We start from the raw sequence: 13,557 nt of genomic DNA, 5'->3' as shown, positions 1-13,557 counted from the left end.
CCATGAGTGAGAGCTGCCTGTTCTGCGCGATCGTGGCGGGCGACGTCCCCAGTGCGCGCGTCGCGGAGGACGAGACGACGTACGCCTTCATGGACATCAACCCCGCCACCACCGGCCACCTGCTGGTGGTGCCGAAGCGGCACAGCACCGACCTGCTCGAGATCGGCCCGGACGACCTGACCGCGGTGACCCTGGCGGCCCAGCGCATCGCCGGCGTGGCCAAGGCCGAGCTGGGCGCGGACGGCGTCAACCTGCTCAACTGCTGCGGCGCTGCGGCCTGGCAGACGGTGTTCCACTTCCACCTGCACGTGATCCCGCGGTACGCCTCGGACACCCTCACCCCGCCGTGGCTGCCCGACCAGGGCGGCGACGCGGACGCGATCCGGGCCACCGGGGCGAGACTGGCCGCCGCCGTCGGATGGTCGAGCAGCGAGCGCTAGCGAGCGCGTCGAGGCCCCCGCACCCGACAAGCAGCCTCAGGGCAAGGCCGGCAGCGCCTCCTGGCGCAGCCAGGCGTCGAACAGGTCGGCGACGTCACCGCCGCAGTGCGCCACGAAGTCGTCGCTGGTGACCGAGCCGCCGCGGTGGGCGGCGACCCAGCTGCGCAGCAGGTCGAAGAACCGCTGGTCGCCGACCCGGGTGCGCAGCGAGTGCAGCAGCAGCGCGCCGCGCTTGTAGACGCGGTCGTCGAACATCAGGTCCGGGCCGGGGTCGGCGAGCAGCAGGTCCTGCGGCTGCGCGGCCAGGCGGGCGTGGTGCTCGGCGGCGTGGGAGGCCGCCGTACCCCGCCCGGAGGCCTCCGACCACAGCCACTCCGCGTAGCAGGCGAAACCCTCGTGCAGCCAGATGTCGCGCCAGTGCCTCAGCGTGACGGCGTTGCCGAACCACTGGTGCGCCATCTCGTGGGCGACCAGCCGCTCGCGGCTCCAGTCGGCCGAGACGAAGTTGCGGCCGAACGTCGACAGCGACTGGCTCTCCAGCGGGATCTCGAGGTCGTCGTCGGTGATCACGGAGGTGTAGGAGGAGAACGGGTACGCCCCGAACCGCTCGACGTAGGCCGCCATCATCTCCGGCTGCCTGCCGAACGAGGCGTCGAAGTCCGGTCCACCCACGTCGGCCGGCGCGACCACGCTCATCGGCACCGGGCCGTCCTGCTCGTGGACGACGTAGCGGCCCACCTGCAGCGTCGCGAGGTACGTCGCCATCGGCTCGTCCATCGCGAACCTCCAGGTCCGGGTGGCGCCCGACCGCGACGGCCGACCGGCGGGCCCGTTGCCGGCGACGTGGTACTCGGCGGGGACGCTGAGCGAGACGTCGTACGTCGCCTTGTCGTCGGGCCGGTCGTTGCACGGGAACCACGACGGCGCGCCGTGCGGCTGGCTGGCCACGATGACGCCGTCGGTCAGCTCCTCCCAGCCGGCCTCGCCCAGGTGCCGCTTGCGGACGGGGCGGGGGTTGCCGGCGTACTTCACGAACACGGTGAGCTCCGCGCCGGCCGCGACCGGTCGGGCCAGGGTGATCCGCAGCCGGCCGCGGCGGGCGGTGAACTTCGCCGGCGCCCGGCCGTCGACCCGCACCTTCGAGGGCGTCAGGTGGTGCAGGTCCAGGCTCAGCGAGCCGAGCTCCTCCTCCGCGCGGCAGGTCAGCATCGCGGTGCCGGACAGCCCGTTCCCCGACGGGCGGTAGGCCAGGTCGAGGGCGTAGTGCGTGACCGAGAAGGACGCGTCGCCGTGGTCGGGGACGTAGGCGTCGGTGCCCGCAGACGCTCCAGCCGTCACTCGGGGCCCTCCCACGGTCCGATCGGGTTGCCCAGCCAGCGGGTGCGGCTCGGGACCTCCTCCCCCCGCATCACCAGCGAGGCGGGCCCGATCGTCGCATGGCGCCCGATCGTCGCCGCGGGCAGCACCACGGAGTTGGGGCCGAGGGTGGCGCCGCGCCGCAGGCGTACGGGGTCCAGGGCCAGCACCCGGTCGTGGAACAGGTGGGTCTGCACGACGCAGCCGTGGTTGACCACCGACCCGTCGCCGAGCTCGACCAGGTCGGTCTCCGGCAGCCAGTACGTCTCGCACCACACCCCGCGGCCGATCCGGGCGCCGAGCGCCCGCAGCCAGACGTTGAGCGCGACCGTGCCCGGCACGACGGTGGCGAACCAGGGCGCCGCCAGCACCTCGGTGAAAGTGTCGGCCAGCTCGTTGCGCCACACGAACGACGACCACAGCGGGTGCTCGCCCGAGCGGTGCCGGCCGACCAGCAGCGCCTTGGTGAGCACGCTCAGCGCCGCGGCGAGCGCCCCGGCCAGTGCGAGCACCGGGCCGCAGAGGACGACGGCCAGCCAGAGGTGCCGCTCCAAGAGCACGACCAGCACGGCGGCGGTGACGGCGTACCAGAGCACGGAGACCAGCAGCGGCACCACGCGTGCCGTCTCGACGAGCGCGCGCAGCACCTTCAACCGGGTCGGCGGGTCGTAGGTGCGGCTGGAGTCGGTCTCGCCCGCCGTACGACGCAGCCGCGTCGGCGGGCTGCCCACCCAGGACGAGCCCTTCTTCGCCTCGCCGCGCTGCGGGGCCGCGGAGAGCACGGCGACCAGCGAACGCTTGGGCACCTTGCGGCCCACCGCGGCCATGCCGGAGTTGCCGAGGAAGGCCCGCTTGCCGATCCGTACCTCGTCCACGCGCAGCCAGCCGCCGCCGAGCTCGTAGCAGCCGAGCAGCGTGTCGTCGGCGAGGAACGCGTGGTCGTCGACCTGGGCGAGCCGCGGGACGAGCAGCACCGTCGAGGCCTCGACGCCCGTGCCGATCCGGGCGCCGAGCAGCCGCAGCCAGGCCGGGGTGAGCGCGGCCGCGTAGACCGGGAACAGCCAGGTACGCGCGTCGTCGAGCACCCGGAACGTGGTCCACACGCGCAGCGCCCGCCACGACCGGACCGGCACGTGGCCGGGGGCGAGGCGGATCCCGAGCAGCCGCACCACGAGCACGACGAGCAGGGCGAGGACGGCGTACCCGACCAGGGCGCCGAGCGGCAGCAGCGGCAGCGCGGCGAGCAGCGCGGCGCCCGGGCTCGTCTCGTCGAGCGTCGACGGGACCACGACCGCCAGCCCGGCCAGGATGCCCAGCGCGGGGAGCGCGGCGACCACCAGCGCGGCGACGGCGTACGCCGCGGTCCACCCGCGACCGCGCGACGGCCGGTCGTCCCAGGGTCCGCGCGCGGAGCGGCTGACCCTCGAGGCGGGGACCCCCGACCAGTACTCCCCCGGTGGCACCTCGCCGAGGACCAGCGACCCCGGCGCCACCTCCGCCTCTCGGCCGACGTCGGCACCGGGGGCCAGCGTGCTGCGGGCCCCGACGCGGGCGCCGCGACGCACGCGTACCCCGCCGACGACGAAGGTGTCGCCGTCGATCCAGGTGCCCGACAGGTCGGCCTCGGGCTCGATCGCGGCACCCGGACCGACCCGCAGCAGCCCGGTGACGGGCGGCAGCGTGTGCAGGTCGACGTCGCGGCCGACCTCGGCGCCGAGGAGGCGGGCGTACCAGAGGAGGTACGGCGCGCCGGCCACCGACACCGCGGCCAGCTCGTCCTGGACGCGGCCGGCCAGCCACACCCGCAGGTGGACCTTGCCGCCGCGGGGGTGCCGACCGGGCGTCACCGGGCGCAGGACCAGCCGCACCACACCGGCGGCCAGCAGCATCCGGCCCGGCGCGGAGAGCAGCACCAGCGCGGCCGGTGCCAGCAGCCACCAGGACAGCGCGGGAGCCCACGCCGCGTCCAGCAGGTCACGCGCGAGGCGACCGCCCAGGGCGAGCCAGGCGAGCCAGCGCAGCCCGGCCAGCGCCCGCAGCGGCAGCAGCGCCACGAGCTGCCCGGCCTGGGTCTTGACGGGTACGGGCGGCACCTCGCGGTCGGTCCTCGTCACCGTGCCGGACAGCTCGCGCAGGCAGGCGGCGAGGCCGGACACGGTCGGGTGGGCGTACAGGTCGCCGACCGCGACCTCGGGGAACCGCTCCCGCAGCCGGCCCACGGTCTGCGCGGCGGTCAGCGAGCCGCCGCCGAAGTCGAAGAAGTCGTCGCCCCCACCGCTCACCTGCGCCCCGAGCACCGCCTGCCAGATCTCGGCGATCCACTGCTCCAGCTCGTCGTCGAGCCCGGTCCCGCCGGCGCTGCCGGGCAGCGGCCACGGCAGGGCGTCCCGGTCGACCTTGCCGGACGTCCGGGTCGGCAGGTCGTCGACCGGCGCGAGTCGCGGCACCAGCGCGGCGGGCAGGCGGTCGCGGAGCAGGTCGAGGCTCGCCGCGGCGTCGAAGGCGTCGTCGGTGCGCAGGTAGCCGACCAGCAGCGTGTTGCCGGTGCTGGTCGACCGCACCGCGGCGGCCGCCGCGACGACCCCGGGGAGCCGCAGCAGCTGGTCGTCGACCTCGCCGAGCTCGATCCGGCGCCCGCCCAGCTTGACCTGGTCGTCGGCGCGGCCGCCGAAGACCAGCCCGGCCGGGTCGTTGCGGACCACGTCGCCGGAGCGGTACGCCCGGTCCCAGCCCAGCGTCGGCATCGGGGCGTACGTCGCCGCGTCCAGCTCCTGGTCGAGGTAGCGGGCCAGCCCGACCCCACCGATGATCAGCTCGCCGGCCTCCCCCGCGGCGACCGGGTTGCCGTCGCCGTCGACCACCGCGAGGTCCCAGCCGTCCAGCGGCAGCCCGATCCGTACCGGGTCCGAGCCGTCCAGCAGCGCCCCGCAGGCGACGACCGTCGCCTCGGTCGGGCCGTAGGTGTTCCACACCTCGCGCCCCTCGCGCTGCAGCCGCGCCGCCAGCTCGGCCGGGCACGCCTCGCCGCCCATGATCAGCAGCCGCACCCGCTCCAGCGCGGTCAGCGGCCACAGCGCGACCAGCGTGGGGACGGTCGAGACGACGGTGATGTCGTTGGCCTCCAGCCAGGGGCCGACGTCGACGCCGCTGCGGACCAGGGACCGCGGTGCCGGCACGAGGCAGGCGCCGTACGCCCAGGCCAGCCACATCTCCTCGCAGCTCGCGTCGAAGGCCACCGAGAGCCCGGCCATCACCCGGTCCCCGGGCCCGACCGGCTCAGACTGCAGGAACAGGCGCCGCTCGGCGTCGACGAAGGCCGCCGCGTTACGGTGGGTCACCGCGACGCCCTTCGGCGTACCGGTCGAGCCGGAGGTGAAGATCACCCAGGCGTCGTCCGCGGGCGTCGGGGCGCGGTCGTCGTCACCGTGCGCCCCGCGACCGTCCTCGTGCGGGGTGAGCACCAGGTCGTCACCGACCACCACCGCGACGGCGGCCTCGCCGAAGACCACCCGTGCCCGCTCGTCGGGGTCGTCGGCGTCGACGGGGACGTACGCCGCCCCGGCCAGCAGGGTGCCGAGGATCGCGACGTACAGCTCGGTGGTCCCCGAGCTGACCCGCACGCCCACCTTGTCGCCGCGTCCGACGTCCGCCGTCTCGAGCTGCTCGGCCAGCACCTGCGCACGGTCGGCGAGCTCGGCGTACGTCAGCACCTCGCGCCCGTTGTCGATGGCCAGCGCGTCGGGGAAGTCCGTCACCGTCTCGGAGAAGATCTCGGCCAGCGTGCTCGGCGCCGGTGCCCGGTCGCCGGCGAGCAGGGACGGCGTCAGGGAGGGCGGCACGCGGGCGATCGAAGCGGAACCAGGTGAACGGCAGGCGACATCCCTAGGCTCACGGCGTGGACGAGCCCGTGGTCGCCTGGGCCGACGCCCGGTCCCTGGGCCCGGCGGACGCCGCGCTGCTCTCCCCCGCCGAGGCACGCCGGGCGGAGCGGTACCGCCGTCCCGAGGACCGCGCGGCGCGGACCGCGGCGGCCGTACTGCTCCGCCGTACGCTCGCCAGGGCCACCGGCGCCGACCCGCGAACCGTCGAGGTCACGCGCCGCTGCCCCCTGTGCCGCGCCACCGACCACGGGCGCCCCGAGGCGCCGGGCACCGGCTTGCACCTGTCGGTCACCCACTGCGGCAGCGTCGTCGGCGTGGCGCTCGCCGCGACCGCGGCCGGGCTCGACGTCGAGCACCCGCGGCGCTTCGCCGATCCGGCGATCGCCGGCGAGGTCCTCGGCGAGGAGGAGCACGCCGCCTCCCCCGCTGAGCTGTGCCGCACCTGGGTCCGCAAGGAGGCGGTCGTCAAGGCCACCGGCGACGGGATCACGGTCGGGCTGCGCGGGGTACGCGTCACCGCGGCCGACGAGCCGGCGGCGCTGCTGTCGTACCCCGGCCCGCTCCTCGCACTGCGGCTGCGCGACGTCCCCGCACCCGAGGGGTACGTCGCCTCCCTCGCCGAGCTGCACGACTGAGCCGGCGGGGAGGTGGCGGGCTCCCCCGTGCCCGCGTTCAGCGGATCTTCAGCCCGCACCCCTCAGACTGGCGCCAGACGTGGTCGGACAGGAGGGGTCGCGGTGCGGGTGCTGGTGGTCGACGACGAGGTCAGGCTGGCGAGGTCGCTGCGGATCGGCCTGGAGGCGGAGGGCTTCGCGGTCGACGTCGCGCCCGACGGGACCGACGGGCTCTGGATGGCTCGCGAGAACTCCTACGACGCGATCGTCCTCGACCTGATGCTGCCCGGCATCAACGGCTACAAGGTCTGCGAGACGCTGAGAGCGGAGCGCAACTGGACACCCGTCCTCATGCTCACGGCCAAGGACGGCGAGTGGGACCAGGTCGAGGGTCTCGACACCGGGGCGGACGACTACCTCACGAAGCCGTTCTCCTTCCCGGTGCTCGTGGCCAGGCTGCGGGCGGTGGCGCGCCGCGGCGCGCGGGAGCGGCCCACCGTGCTGCAGGTCGGGGACCTTCGGATCGACCCGGCGCCGCGCCGGGTCCACCGCGGCGAGGTCGAGGTCGAGCTGACCGCTCGGGAGTTCGCCCTGCTGGCGTTCCTCGCCCGCCACGTCGGCGAGGTGGTCTCCAAGCGTCAGATCCTCGATGCCGTGTGGGACGCCGACTTCGAGGGGGACCCGAACATCGTCGAGGTGTACGTCCGTCACCTGCGCAACAAGCTCGACCGGCCGTTCGGCCGCGAGGCCATCTCGACCCTGCGCGGGGCCGGCTACCTGCTGCGGAGCGACGGTGGCTGAGCGGCGTCGGGCGGCCTCGTTCCGCGCCCGGACGACGCTGGCGGCGACCCTGGTCGTCGCGCTCGCCCTGCTCGCCGGAGCGGTGAGCCTCGTCCTCCTCGTCCGTGGCTCGTTGCGCGAGGGGGTGGAGACCGGTGCCGAGCAGCGGGCCGCCTCCCTCGCCGCCCAGGTGGAGAGCTCCGGGGTGCCGGCCCAGCCTCGGCAGGACGAGGACGACGACGACCCCGAGGACGAGGTCTGGCAGGTCAGCGACCGTGCGGGGTCTGTCGTACGGACCTCGCAGCCCCTGACGAAACCGATCCCGGAGTCGGACGGCGACGTGGTGCGCCTTCCCGGCGCCGACAGCGACTACCTCGCCGTCACCGAGGACGCCGGCGAGTACGACGTGACCGTCGCGGTCTCGCTGGAGGAGGTCGAGGACTCGACCCACGCGCTGGTCCCTCCCCTGCTGATCGGCGTCCCGGTGCTGCTCCTCCTGGTCGCCGCCACGACGTGGACGGTGGCGACGAGGGTCCTGACCCCGGTCGAGCGGATCCGGCGGGAGATGGAGCAGATCACCGGCGACAAGCTCCAGCGACGGGTTCCCGAGCCGCCGACCGGCGACGAGATCCACCGGCTCGCCGTGACGGTGAACCGCACGCTGGCCCGGCTCGAGGCGTTCGGGGTACGGCAGCGACAGTTCGTCGCGGACGCCTCGCACGAGCTGCGCTCACCCTTGGCGAGCATCCGGCAGACCGCCGAGGTGGCGCGCGCACACCCCGGTGCGCTGCCGGAGGGCGAGCTGGCCGACACCGTGCTCGACGAGGGCGCCCGCATGCAGCGGCTCGTCGCGCAGCTGCTCGTGCTGACCCGTACCGACGACGGTGGCGCGGCTCGCGAGCGACGAGAGATCGACCTCGACGACCTCGTGCTCGCCACCGCCGGCCGGGTGCGGCACGGCTCGGCAGGGCGGCCGGACGCCGACCGTTCCCTCCGGGTGGACACCTCGCGCGTCGGGCCCGTGCGGGTCCGTGGCGACGAGCTGGCACTGACCCAGGTCGTGCGCAACCTGGGCGACAACGCCGCGCGGCACGCGCGCTCGACCGTGTCGTACTCCCTCGTGCAGCGTGGTGACCGCGCCGAGCTCGTCGTCGAGGACGACGGCCCCGGCGTCGCCGAGGAGGACCGGGAGCGGATCTTTGAACGGTTCGTCCGGCTCGACGAGGCGCGGGCCAGGGACGACGGCGGGAGCGGGCTGGGGCTGGCCATCGTCGAGGAGATCGTCCGCGCCCACGGTGGCTCGGTGCAGGTGTCGCGAGCGGAGCTCGGCGGCGCCCGCTTCGTCGTCCTGCTGCCCGTCGGCACTGCTCCCTGAACGATCCTTCAGGTGGCTTCAGGGCCGGTTCAGCGAGGCCGTCGCACGGTGGGTCCACCAGCTCGACGAACCGGAAGGACCATCACCATGACCACCACCAAGCGCATCGCCATCCCCGCCCTCCTCGCCGCCATCGCCCTCGTCGTCGGCGGCGTCGTCTGGGCCACCACCGCCTCCTCCGCGGACCTGAACGGCAGCGAGCGCGACCGCGTCGTCGCCGCGGCGAAGGCGGCCGCGGGCGACGGCAAGGTCCTCGACGCCGAGAGCGACGACGCCGAGCCCTCCGACCCCGACCCCCTCGACCGGGTCAAGACCTACGAGGTCGAGCTCCGCAAGGCCGACGGCACCGAGGTCAAGGTCGTGCTGGACAAGGACCTGAAGGTCCTCGACCAGAAGCGGGAGGACGACGGCGCCGACACCGACGACCGTGCCCTGAGCGCGACGGAGCGGACCCGCGCCGAGGCCGCCGCGCGCGAGGCCGTCGGCGGTGCGGGCACCACCGCGGGAGACGCCGAGGCGAGCGACGACCCCGGCGTGGCGTACGAGGTCGAGGTCCGGACCGCTCGGGGAGCGGAGTGGAAGGTCGACCTGGACCGCGGGTTCGCCGTCGTCGGCAAGGCGCTCGACGACTGAGACGCGGCGCACCGAAAAAGCCCGCAGCCCCCGGCACAGGATGTCGGGGGCTGCGGGTCGCTGGTGCGCGAGGGGGGAGTTGAACCCCCACGCCCTTTCGGGCACACGGACCTGAACCGTGCGCGTCTGCCTATTCCGCCACTCGCGCCAGAAGCGACACGAACGTTATCCCACACCGATCGCACCGCCCAAACCGGATCGGCCTGGTTGGCTACGATCGACGCAGCCATGACAAGGTCGGGGCTTTCGTGCGGCCTCACGAGTCCCGCACCGACGAGCCACGACGCCGGACCACCGACCGTACTCAACGACGAGGAGACCCCGATGGGCGGGATGCGCCGCTTCGAGGATCGCCTGGAGCAGATGATCTCCGGGGTCTTCGCGCGCACCTTCCGCTCGGCGGTGCAGCCGGTGGAGATCTCCGCCGCGCTCGCTCGTGAGGTCGACAACTCCGCGCAGATCCTCAGCCGTGACCGGCGGCTGGTGCCGAACCAGTTCCACGTCGAGATGGCCGAGGGCGACCTCGAGCGACTGCAGGAGCTCGGCCCGGCGCTCAACCACGAGCTGGTCTCGATGCTGCGCGACCACGCGACGGCGCAGTCCTACGTCTTCACCGGGCCGGTGCACATCGACCTCGAGCCCGACCCCGACCTGTCCACCGGCCGGTTCCGCGTCCGCAGCGAGACGGTCAGCCAGGTCTCCACCCCCCGCAGCGCGGAACCCGGCCGCGACCCGCAGAAGCCGAGCAGCCCCGGCCACACCAGCTCGGCGGAGGTCGAGGTCAACGGACGCCGGATCCCGCTGACCGCACCCGGCCTCGTGATCGGCCGCGGCTCCGAGGCCGACCTGCGGATCACCGACCCGGGCGTCTCCCGCAAGCACGCCGAGCTGCGCGTGGACGACGCCGGCTACACCCCGCGGGTCTCGATCGTCGACCTCGGCTCGACCAACGGCCTCAGCGTCAACGGCCGTCGTACGACCTCGGAGGACCTCGCCGACGGCGCCGAGATCCGGATCGGGAACACCACGCTGCGCCTGCGGCTGCACGCGGGAGGCGACCGGTGAGCGAGCTGACCCTGCTGCTGATCCGCTTCGCGTACCTCGCCGTGCTGTGGATCTTCGTGCTCTCGGCCGTCTCGGTGGTGCGCACCGACCTGTTCGGCGCCCGCTCGGCCCGGCGCGAGGCCGAGGGCGGCAAGTCCGCCAAGCGCCAGCCCAAGGCGGCCCGGCCGCGGCGCGGCGACCCCCGCTCCGTGGTCATCGTCCAGGGCGACAACCGCGGCGAGGTGATCTCGCTGGAGCTGGCGCCGCTGCTGATCGGCCGAGGCAGCGACGCTGCGATCCGCCTCGACGACGACTACGTCTCGACCCGGCACGCACGGATCGCGACCGACCAGACGCAGTGGTATGTCGAGGACCTCGGGTCCACCAACGGCACGTACGTCGGCTCGACCCGGATCACCCAGCCCACCACGCTGACCCTCGGCAGTCAGGTCCGCATCGGCAAGACGATCCTCGAGCTGAGGAAGTAGCCGATGCCCGCGGACGACGGCACGACGAGCGCACGGCCCGACGCAGCCCTGCGGCTGCGCTACACCGCCATGTCCGACGTCGGGCGGGTCCGCAAGGACAACCAGGACTCCGGCTACGCGGGCCCGCACCTGCTGGTGATCGCCGACGGCGTCGGCGGGTCCGCCCGCGGCGACATCGCCTCCAGCGCGGCGGTCGCCGCCCTGGGCCCGCTGGACACGCCCCCCGGCAACGACCTGCAGGGACTGCTGGCCGAGGGCATCGAGGGCGCCCAGCGCGGGATCGCACGGCAGGTCTCCGGTCAGCGCGACCTCGAGGGGACCAGCACCACGCTGACCGTGGCGGTCTTCGACGGCACGCGGATCGGCGTCGGGCACGTCGGCGACAGCCGCGGCTACCTGCTCCGCGAGGGCGAGATCTACCAGCTCACCAAGGACCACACCCTGGTCCAGAGCCTGATCGACGAGGGCCGGATCACCGAGGAGGAGTCCCGGGTCCACCCGCACCGCAACATGATCCTGCGGGCGGTCGACGGCGTGCACGAGGCCGAGCCCGACCTCTTCCTCGTCGACGTGGCCGCGGGTGACCGGCTGCTGCTGTGCTCCGACGGCGCCAGCGGCGTGCTGGACAACCCGACCCTCGCCCAGCTCCTCGGCGCGGGATCGGTGGAGCAGGCCGCGGTGACCATCGTCCAGGAGTCGCTCGAGCAGGGCAGCACCGACAACGTGACCGTGGTGGTCGCCGACGTCGTGCCCGCCGACCAGCCCGACCCGGACGACCCCGACGAGACCCAGGGCATGCCCCTGGGCCCGGTGGTCGTCGGCGCCGCGGCCGAGCCCGCGCGCCCGGTGACCCGCCGCGAGGACGTCGAGACCGGTGACATCGAGGCGCCGGCGCTGGCCACCGACGGGCCAGACGCGGTCAGCGAGAACCCGGCCTCGGGCCCGCCGCAGCGCGACACCCGCGACCCCGAGGAGATCCGCTACGCGCCCCGTCCGCCACGGAGGTTCCGCTGGGTCGGCCGGCTGGTGGTGCTCGTGGTCGTCGTCGCGCTGCTGTGGGCCGGGGGCGCCGCGGCGTACTCCTGGAGCCAGAAGCAGTACTACGTCGCCCCGGCCGGCGGGAAGGTCGCGATCTACCGCGGTGTGGAGGCGGACGTCCCGCTCGTCAGCCTGCACCACGTCTACGAGCGCAGCAGCACCACCGTGGCGCAGCTGCCCGACTACTACCGCGGACAGGTCCGCAACGGCATGAACGCCGCCAGCCTCGACTCCGCCCGCGCGACCGTGCGCCGCCTGCGCGACGCCGCGGTCTGCAACGCCGCCGAGGCCTCGCAGAGCCCCACGACCTCGGCGAGCGCCAGTCCCACGCCCACGCCGTCGCGCGCGGCGACGCAGGCGCCCACCCGCGCTCCCACCGCGAGTCCGACGCCGAGCCCCACGCTCGCGCCGGACGGCTCGGTGGTCGACTGCTCGGACCAGCCGTGACCGGGCCGGTGAGCAGACGATGAGCGTCACCGACTCCGGCCTGCTGGGCTTCGTGCACCGCCGCCGGCGGGGCGCGGAGCTGTTCCTGCTCCTCCTCGCGCTCGCCGTCGGCATCGGGGCGTACGTCGTGGTCGGCATCGGCACCGAGGGCGAGGTGCCGCCGGACGTGATCGGCTACTCCGCCTGGCTGCTGGTCCTGATCGTCGGCTGCCACGTGGTCATCCGGATCACCGCGCCGTACGCCGACCCCGTGCTGCTGCCGGTCGTCTCCGCCCTCAACGGGCTCGGCCTGGCCATGATCGGCCGGATCGACCACGCCCGTCAGGCGAGCAACCCCGACGCGAACACCTACGCCCCGCAGCAGCTGGTCTGGATGACGCTCGGCGTCCTGCTGTTCGCCGGCGTCCTCGTCCTGCTGCGCGACCACCGGCGGCTGCAGGCCTTCACCTACACCGTCGGTCTGGCGGCGATCGTGCTCCTGCTGCTGCCGCTGGTGCCGGGCATCGGGACGACGATCAACGGCGCCCGGATCTGGATCCGGGTCGGCCCCGTGGGCTTCCAGCCCGGCGAGGTGGCCAAGGTGCTGCTGGTGATCGCGTTCGCCGGCTACCTCGTCCAGCACCGCGACGCGCTGGCGCTGGCCGGCCGGCGGCTGGTCGTCGTCGACCTCCCCCGCGGCCGCGACCTCGGCCCGGTGCTCGGGATGTGGCTGATCTCGCTGGCGGTCCTGGTCTTCCAGAACGACCTCGGCTCCTCGCTGCTGTTCTTCGGGCTGTTCCTCGTGATGCTCTACGTCGCCACCGAACGACCCGGGTGGCTGGTGGTGGGCACCGTGCTGTTCGCGGTCGGTGCGTACGCCGGCTACCTGTACGTCAACCAGGTCCAGGTCCGCGTCGAGGGGTGGCTGGACCCGTTCGGCAACCCCGACCGCGCGTACCAGCTGATCCAGGGGATGTACGGCATGGCCTGGGGCGGCCTGGTCGGCAAGGGACTCGGCGAGGGCAGCCCCAACCTGACCCCGCTGTCGTTCTCCGACTTCATCCTGCCCTCGCTGGGCGAGGAGCTCGGGCTCACCGGCGTGATGGCGATCATCCTGCTCTACGGACTGATCGTGGAGCGGGCGCTGCGAATCGCGCTGATCTGCCGCGACGGCTTCGGCAAGCTGGTCGCGGTCGGGCTGGGCGTCGTGTTCGCGCTGCAGGTGTTCGTGGTGATCGGCGGGGTCACCCGGCTGATCCCGCTGACCGGCCTGACCACCCCGTTCTTGTCCTACGGCGGATCATCGTTGGTGGCGAACTGGGCGATCATCGCGCTGCTGCTGCGCATCTCCGACCAGGCCCGCCGTCCCCCGCCCGAGACCCGCGCCCCTGACGAGGACGCCGACCAGACCCAGGTGGTGAGCCTGAGATGAACAACCACCCCACCCGGCCACTCGCTTCGCTCGCACCCGTGCGGGGGCCC

11 protein-coding genes and 1 tRNA gene are annotated in these 13,557 nt (G+C 74.0%); 9 read left to right on the top strand and 3 right to left on the bottom strand.

The genetic code is table 11. From position 1 onward, the window contains the following. The first annotated feature begins 2 nt into the window (after positions 1–2). Positions 3–440 carry an HIT family protein gene (locus tag IEX42_RS11000; protein WP_188779803.1) on the top strand — a complete coding sequence of 146 codons (438 nt, stop codon included), beginning with the start codon at positions 3–5 and terminating at the stop codon, positions 438–440. A gap of 36 nt (positions 441–476) precedes the next feature. Here IEX42_RS11000 and IEX42_RS10995 read toward each other — a convergent pair whose 3' ends face one another. Continuing rightward, positions 477–1,778 (bottom strand): M1 family metallopeptidase, encoded by a 1,302-nt coding sequence (locus tag IEX42_RS10995; protein ID WP_188779802.1) that lies wholly within the window; start codon positions 1,776–1,778, stop codon positions 477–479. Then, complete coding sequence (locus tag IEX42_RS10990) at positions 1,775–5,635, bottom strand: Pls/PosA family non-ribosomal peptide synthetase (protein ID WP_229660792.1); 3,861 nt, start codon at positions 5,633–5,635, stop codon at positions 1,775–1,777. The genes IEX42_RS10995 and IEX42_RS10990 overlap by 4 nt, the downstream gene beginning before the upstream one ends. Positions 5,636–5,691: 56 nt before the next feature. Between IEX42_RS10990 and IEX42_RS10985 the strand changes: the two genes are divergently transcribed. From IEX42_RS10985 to IEX42_RS10970, 4 genes are all read left to right on the top strand, one after another. Further along, positions 5,692–6,312: a 4'-phosphopantetheinyl transferase family protein gene (locus IEX42_RS10985; protein WP_188779801.1), complete on the top strand. Its 621-nt coding sequence runs from the start codon at positions 5,692–5,694 to the stop codon at positions 6,310–6,312. Between the two features lie 102 nt (positions 6,313–6,414). Beyond that, positions 6,415–7,092, top strand: coding sequence for a response regulator transcription factor (locus IEX42_RS10980; protein ID WP_188779800.1), 678 nt, complete (start codon positions 6,415–6,417; stop codon positions 7,090–7,092). Beyond that, positions 7,085–8,446 carry a sensor histidine kinase gene (locus IEX42_RS10975; protein ID WP_188779799.1) on the top strand — a complete coding sequence of 454 codons (1,362 nt, stop codon included), beginning with the start codon at positions 7,085–7,087 and terminating at the stop codon, positions 8,444–8,446. The genes IEX42_RS10980 and IEX42_RS10975 overlap by 8 nt, the downstream gene beginning before the upstream one ends. Positions 8,447–8,533: 87 nt before the next feature. Continuing rightward, on the top strand, positions 8,534–9,079 hold the full coding sequence (locus IEX42_RS10970) for a PepSY domain-containing protein (RefSeq protein ID WP_188779798.1): 546 nt from the start codon (positions 8,534–8,536) through the stop codon (positions 9,077–9,079). Positions 9,080–9,140: 61 nt separating this feature from the next. On the opposite strand, the gene IEX42_RS10965 is transcribed toward IEX42_RS10970, so the two are convergent. Then, positions 9,141–9,227: transfer RNA gene (locus IEX42_RS10965), tRNA-Leu, on the bottom strand. 176 nt (positions 9,228–9,403) lie between these two features. On the opposite strand from IEX42_RS10965, the gene IEX42_RS10960 reads away from it, so the two are divergent. Genes IEX42_RS10960 through IEX42_RS10945 form a run of 4 tightly spaced genes read left to right on the top strand, consistent with a single transcriptional unit; the run spans position 9,404 to position 13,507 of the window. Continuing rightward, positions 9,404–10,144, top strand: coding sequence for an FHA domain-containing protein (locus IEX42_RS10960; protein ID WP_188779797.1), 741 nt, complete (start codon positions 9,404–9,406; stop codon positions 10,142–10,144). Next, positions 10,141–10,611 carry an FHA domain-containing protein FhaB/FipA gene (locus IEX42_RS10955; protein ID WP_188779796.1) on the top strand — a complete coding sequence of 157 codons (471 nt, stop codon included), beginning with the start codon at positions 10,141–10,143 and terminating at the stop codon, positions 10,609–10,611. Before IEX42_RS10960 ends, IEX42_RS10955 begins: the two co-directional genes overlap by 4 nt. Before the next feature lie 3 nt (positions 10,612–10,614). Then, a complete protein-coding gene (locus tag IEX42_RS10950) occupies positions 10,615–12,096 on the top strand; it encodes a PP2C family protein-serine/threonine phosphatase (RefSeq protein ID WP_229660791.1) in 1,482 nt (493 codons plus the stop codon). A gap of 19 nt (positions 12,097–12,115) precedes the next feature. After that, complete coding sequence (locus IEX42_RS10945) at positions 12,116–13,507, top strand: FtsW/RodA/SpoVE family cell cycle protein (RefSeq protein ID WP_188779795.1); 1,392 nt, start codon at positions 12,116–12,118, stop codon at positions 13,505–13,507. Positions 13,508–13,557 lie beyond the last annotated feature (50 nt).

The organism is Marmoricola endophyticus (assembly GCF_014644415.1).
Lineage (GTDB): Bacteria > Actinomycetota > Actinomycetes > Propionibacteriales > Nocardioidaceae > Marmoricola > Marmoricola endophyticus.
The sequence above is the reverse complement of the archived record's forward strand: the minus strand, read 5'-3'. Positions and strand labels throughout refer to the sequence as shown.

Coding starts and splice junctions, on each gene's coding strand:
- IEX42_RS10960 (WP_188779797.1), top strand. CDS start 9,404: ATGGGCGGGATGCGCCGCTTCGAGGATCGCCTGGAGCAGATGATCTCC.
- IEX42_RS10945 (WP_188779795.1), top strand. CDS start 12,116: ATGAGCGTCACCGACTCCGGCCTGCTGGGCTTCGTGCACCGCCGCCGG.
- IEX42_RS10950 (WP_229660791.1), top strand. CDS start 10,615: ATGCCCGCGGACGACGGCACGACGAGCGCACGGCCCGACGCAGCCCTG.
- IEX42_RS10970 (WP_188779798.1), top strand. CDS start 8,534: ATGACCACCACCAAGCGCATCGCCATCCCCGCCCTCCTCGCCGCCATC.
- IEX42_RS11000 (WP_188779803.1), top strand. CDS start 3: ATGAGTGAGAGCTGCCTGTTCTGCGCGATCGTGGCGGGCGACGTCCCC.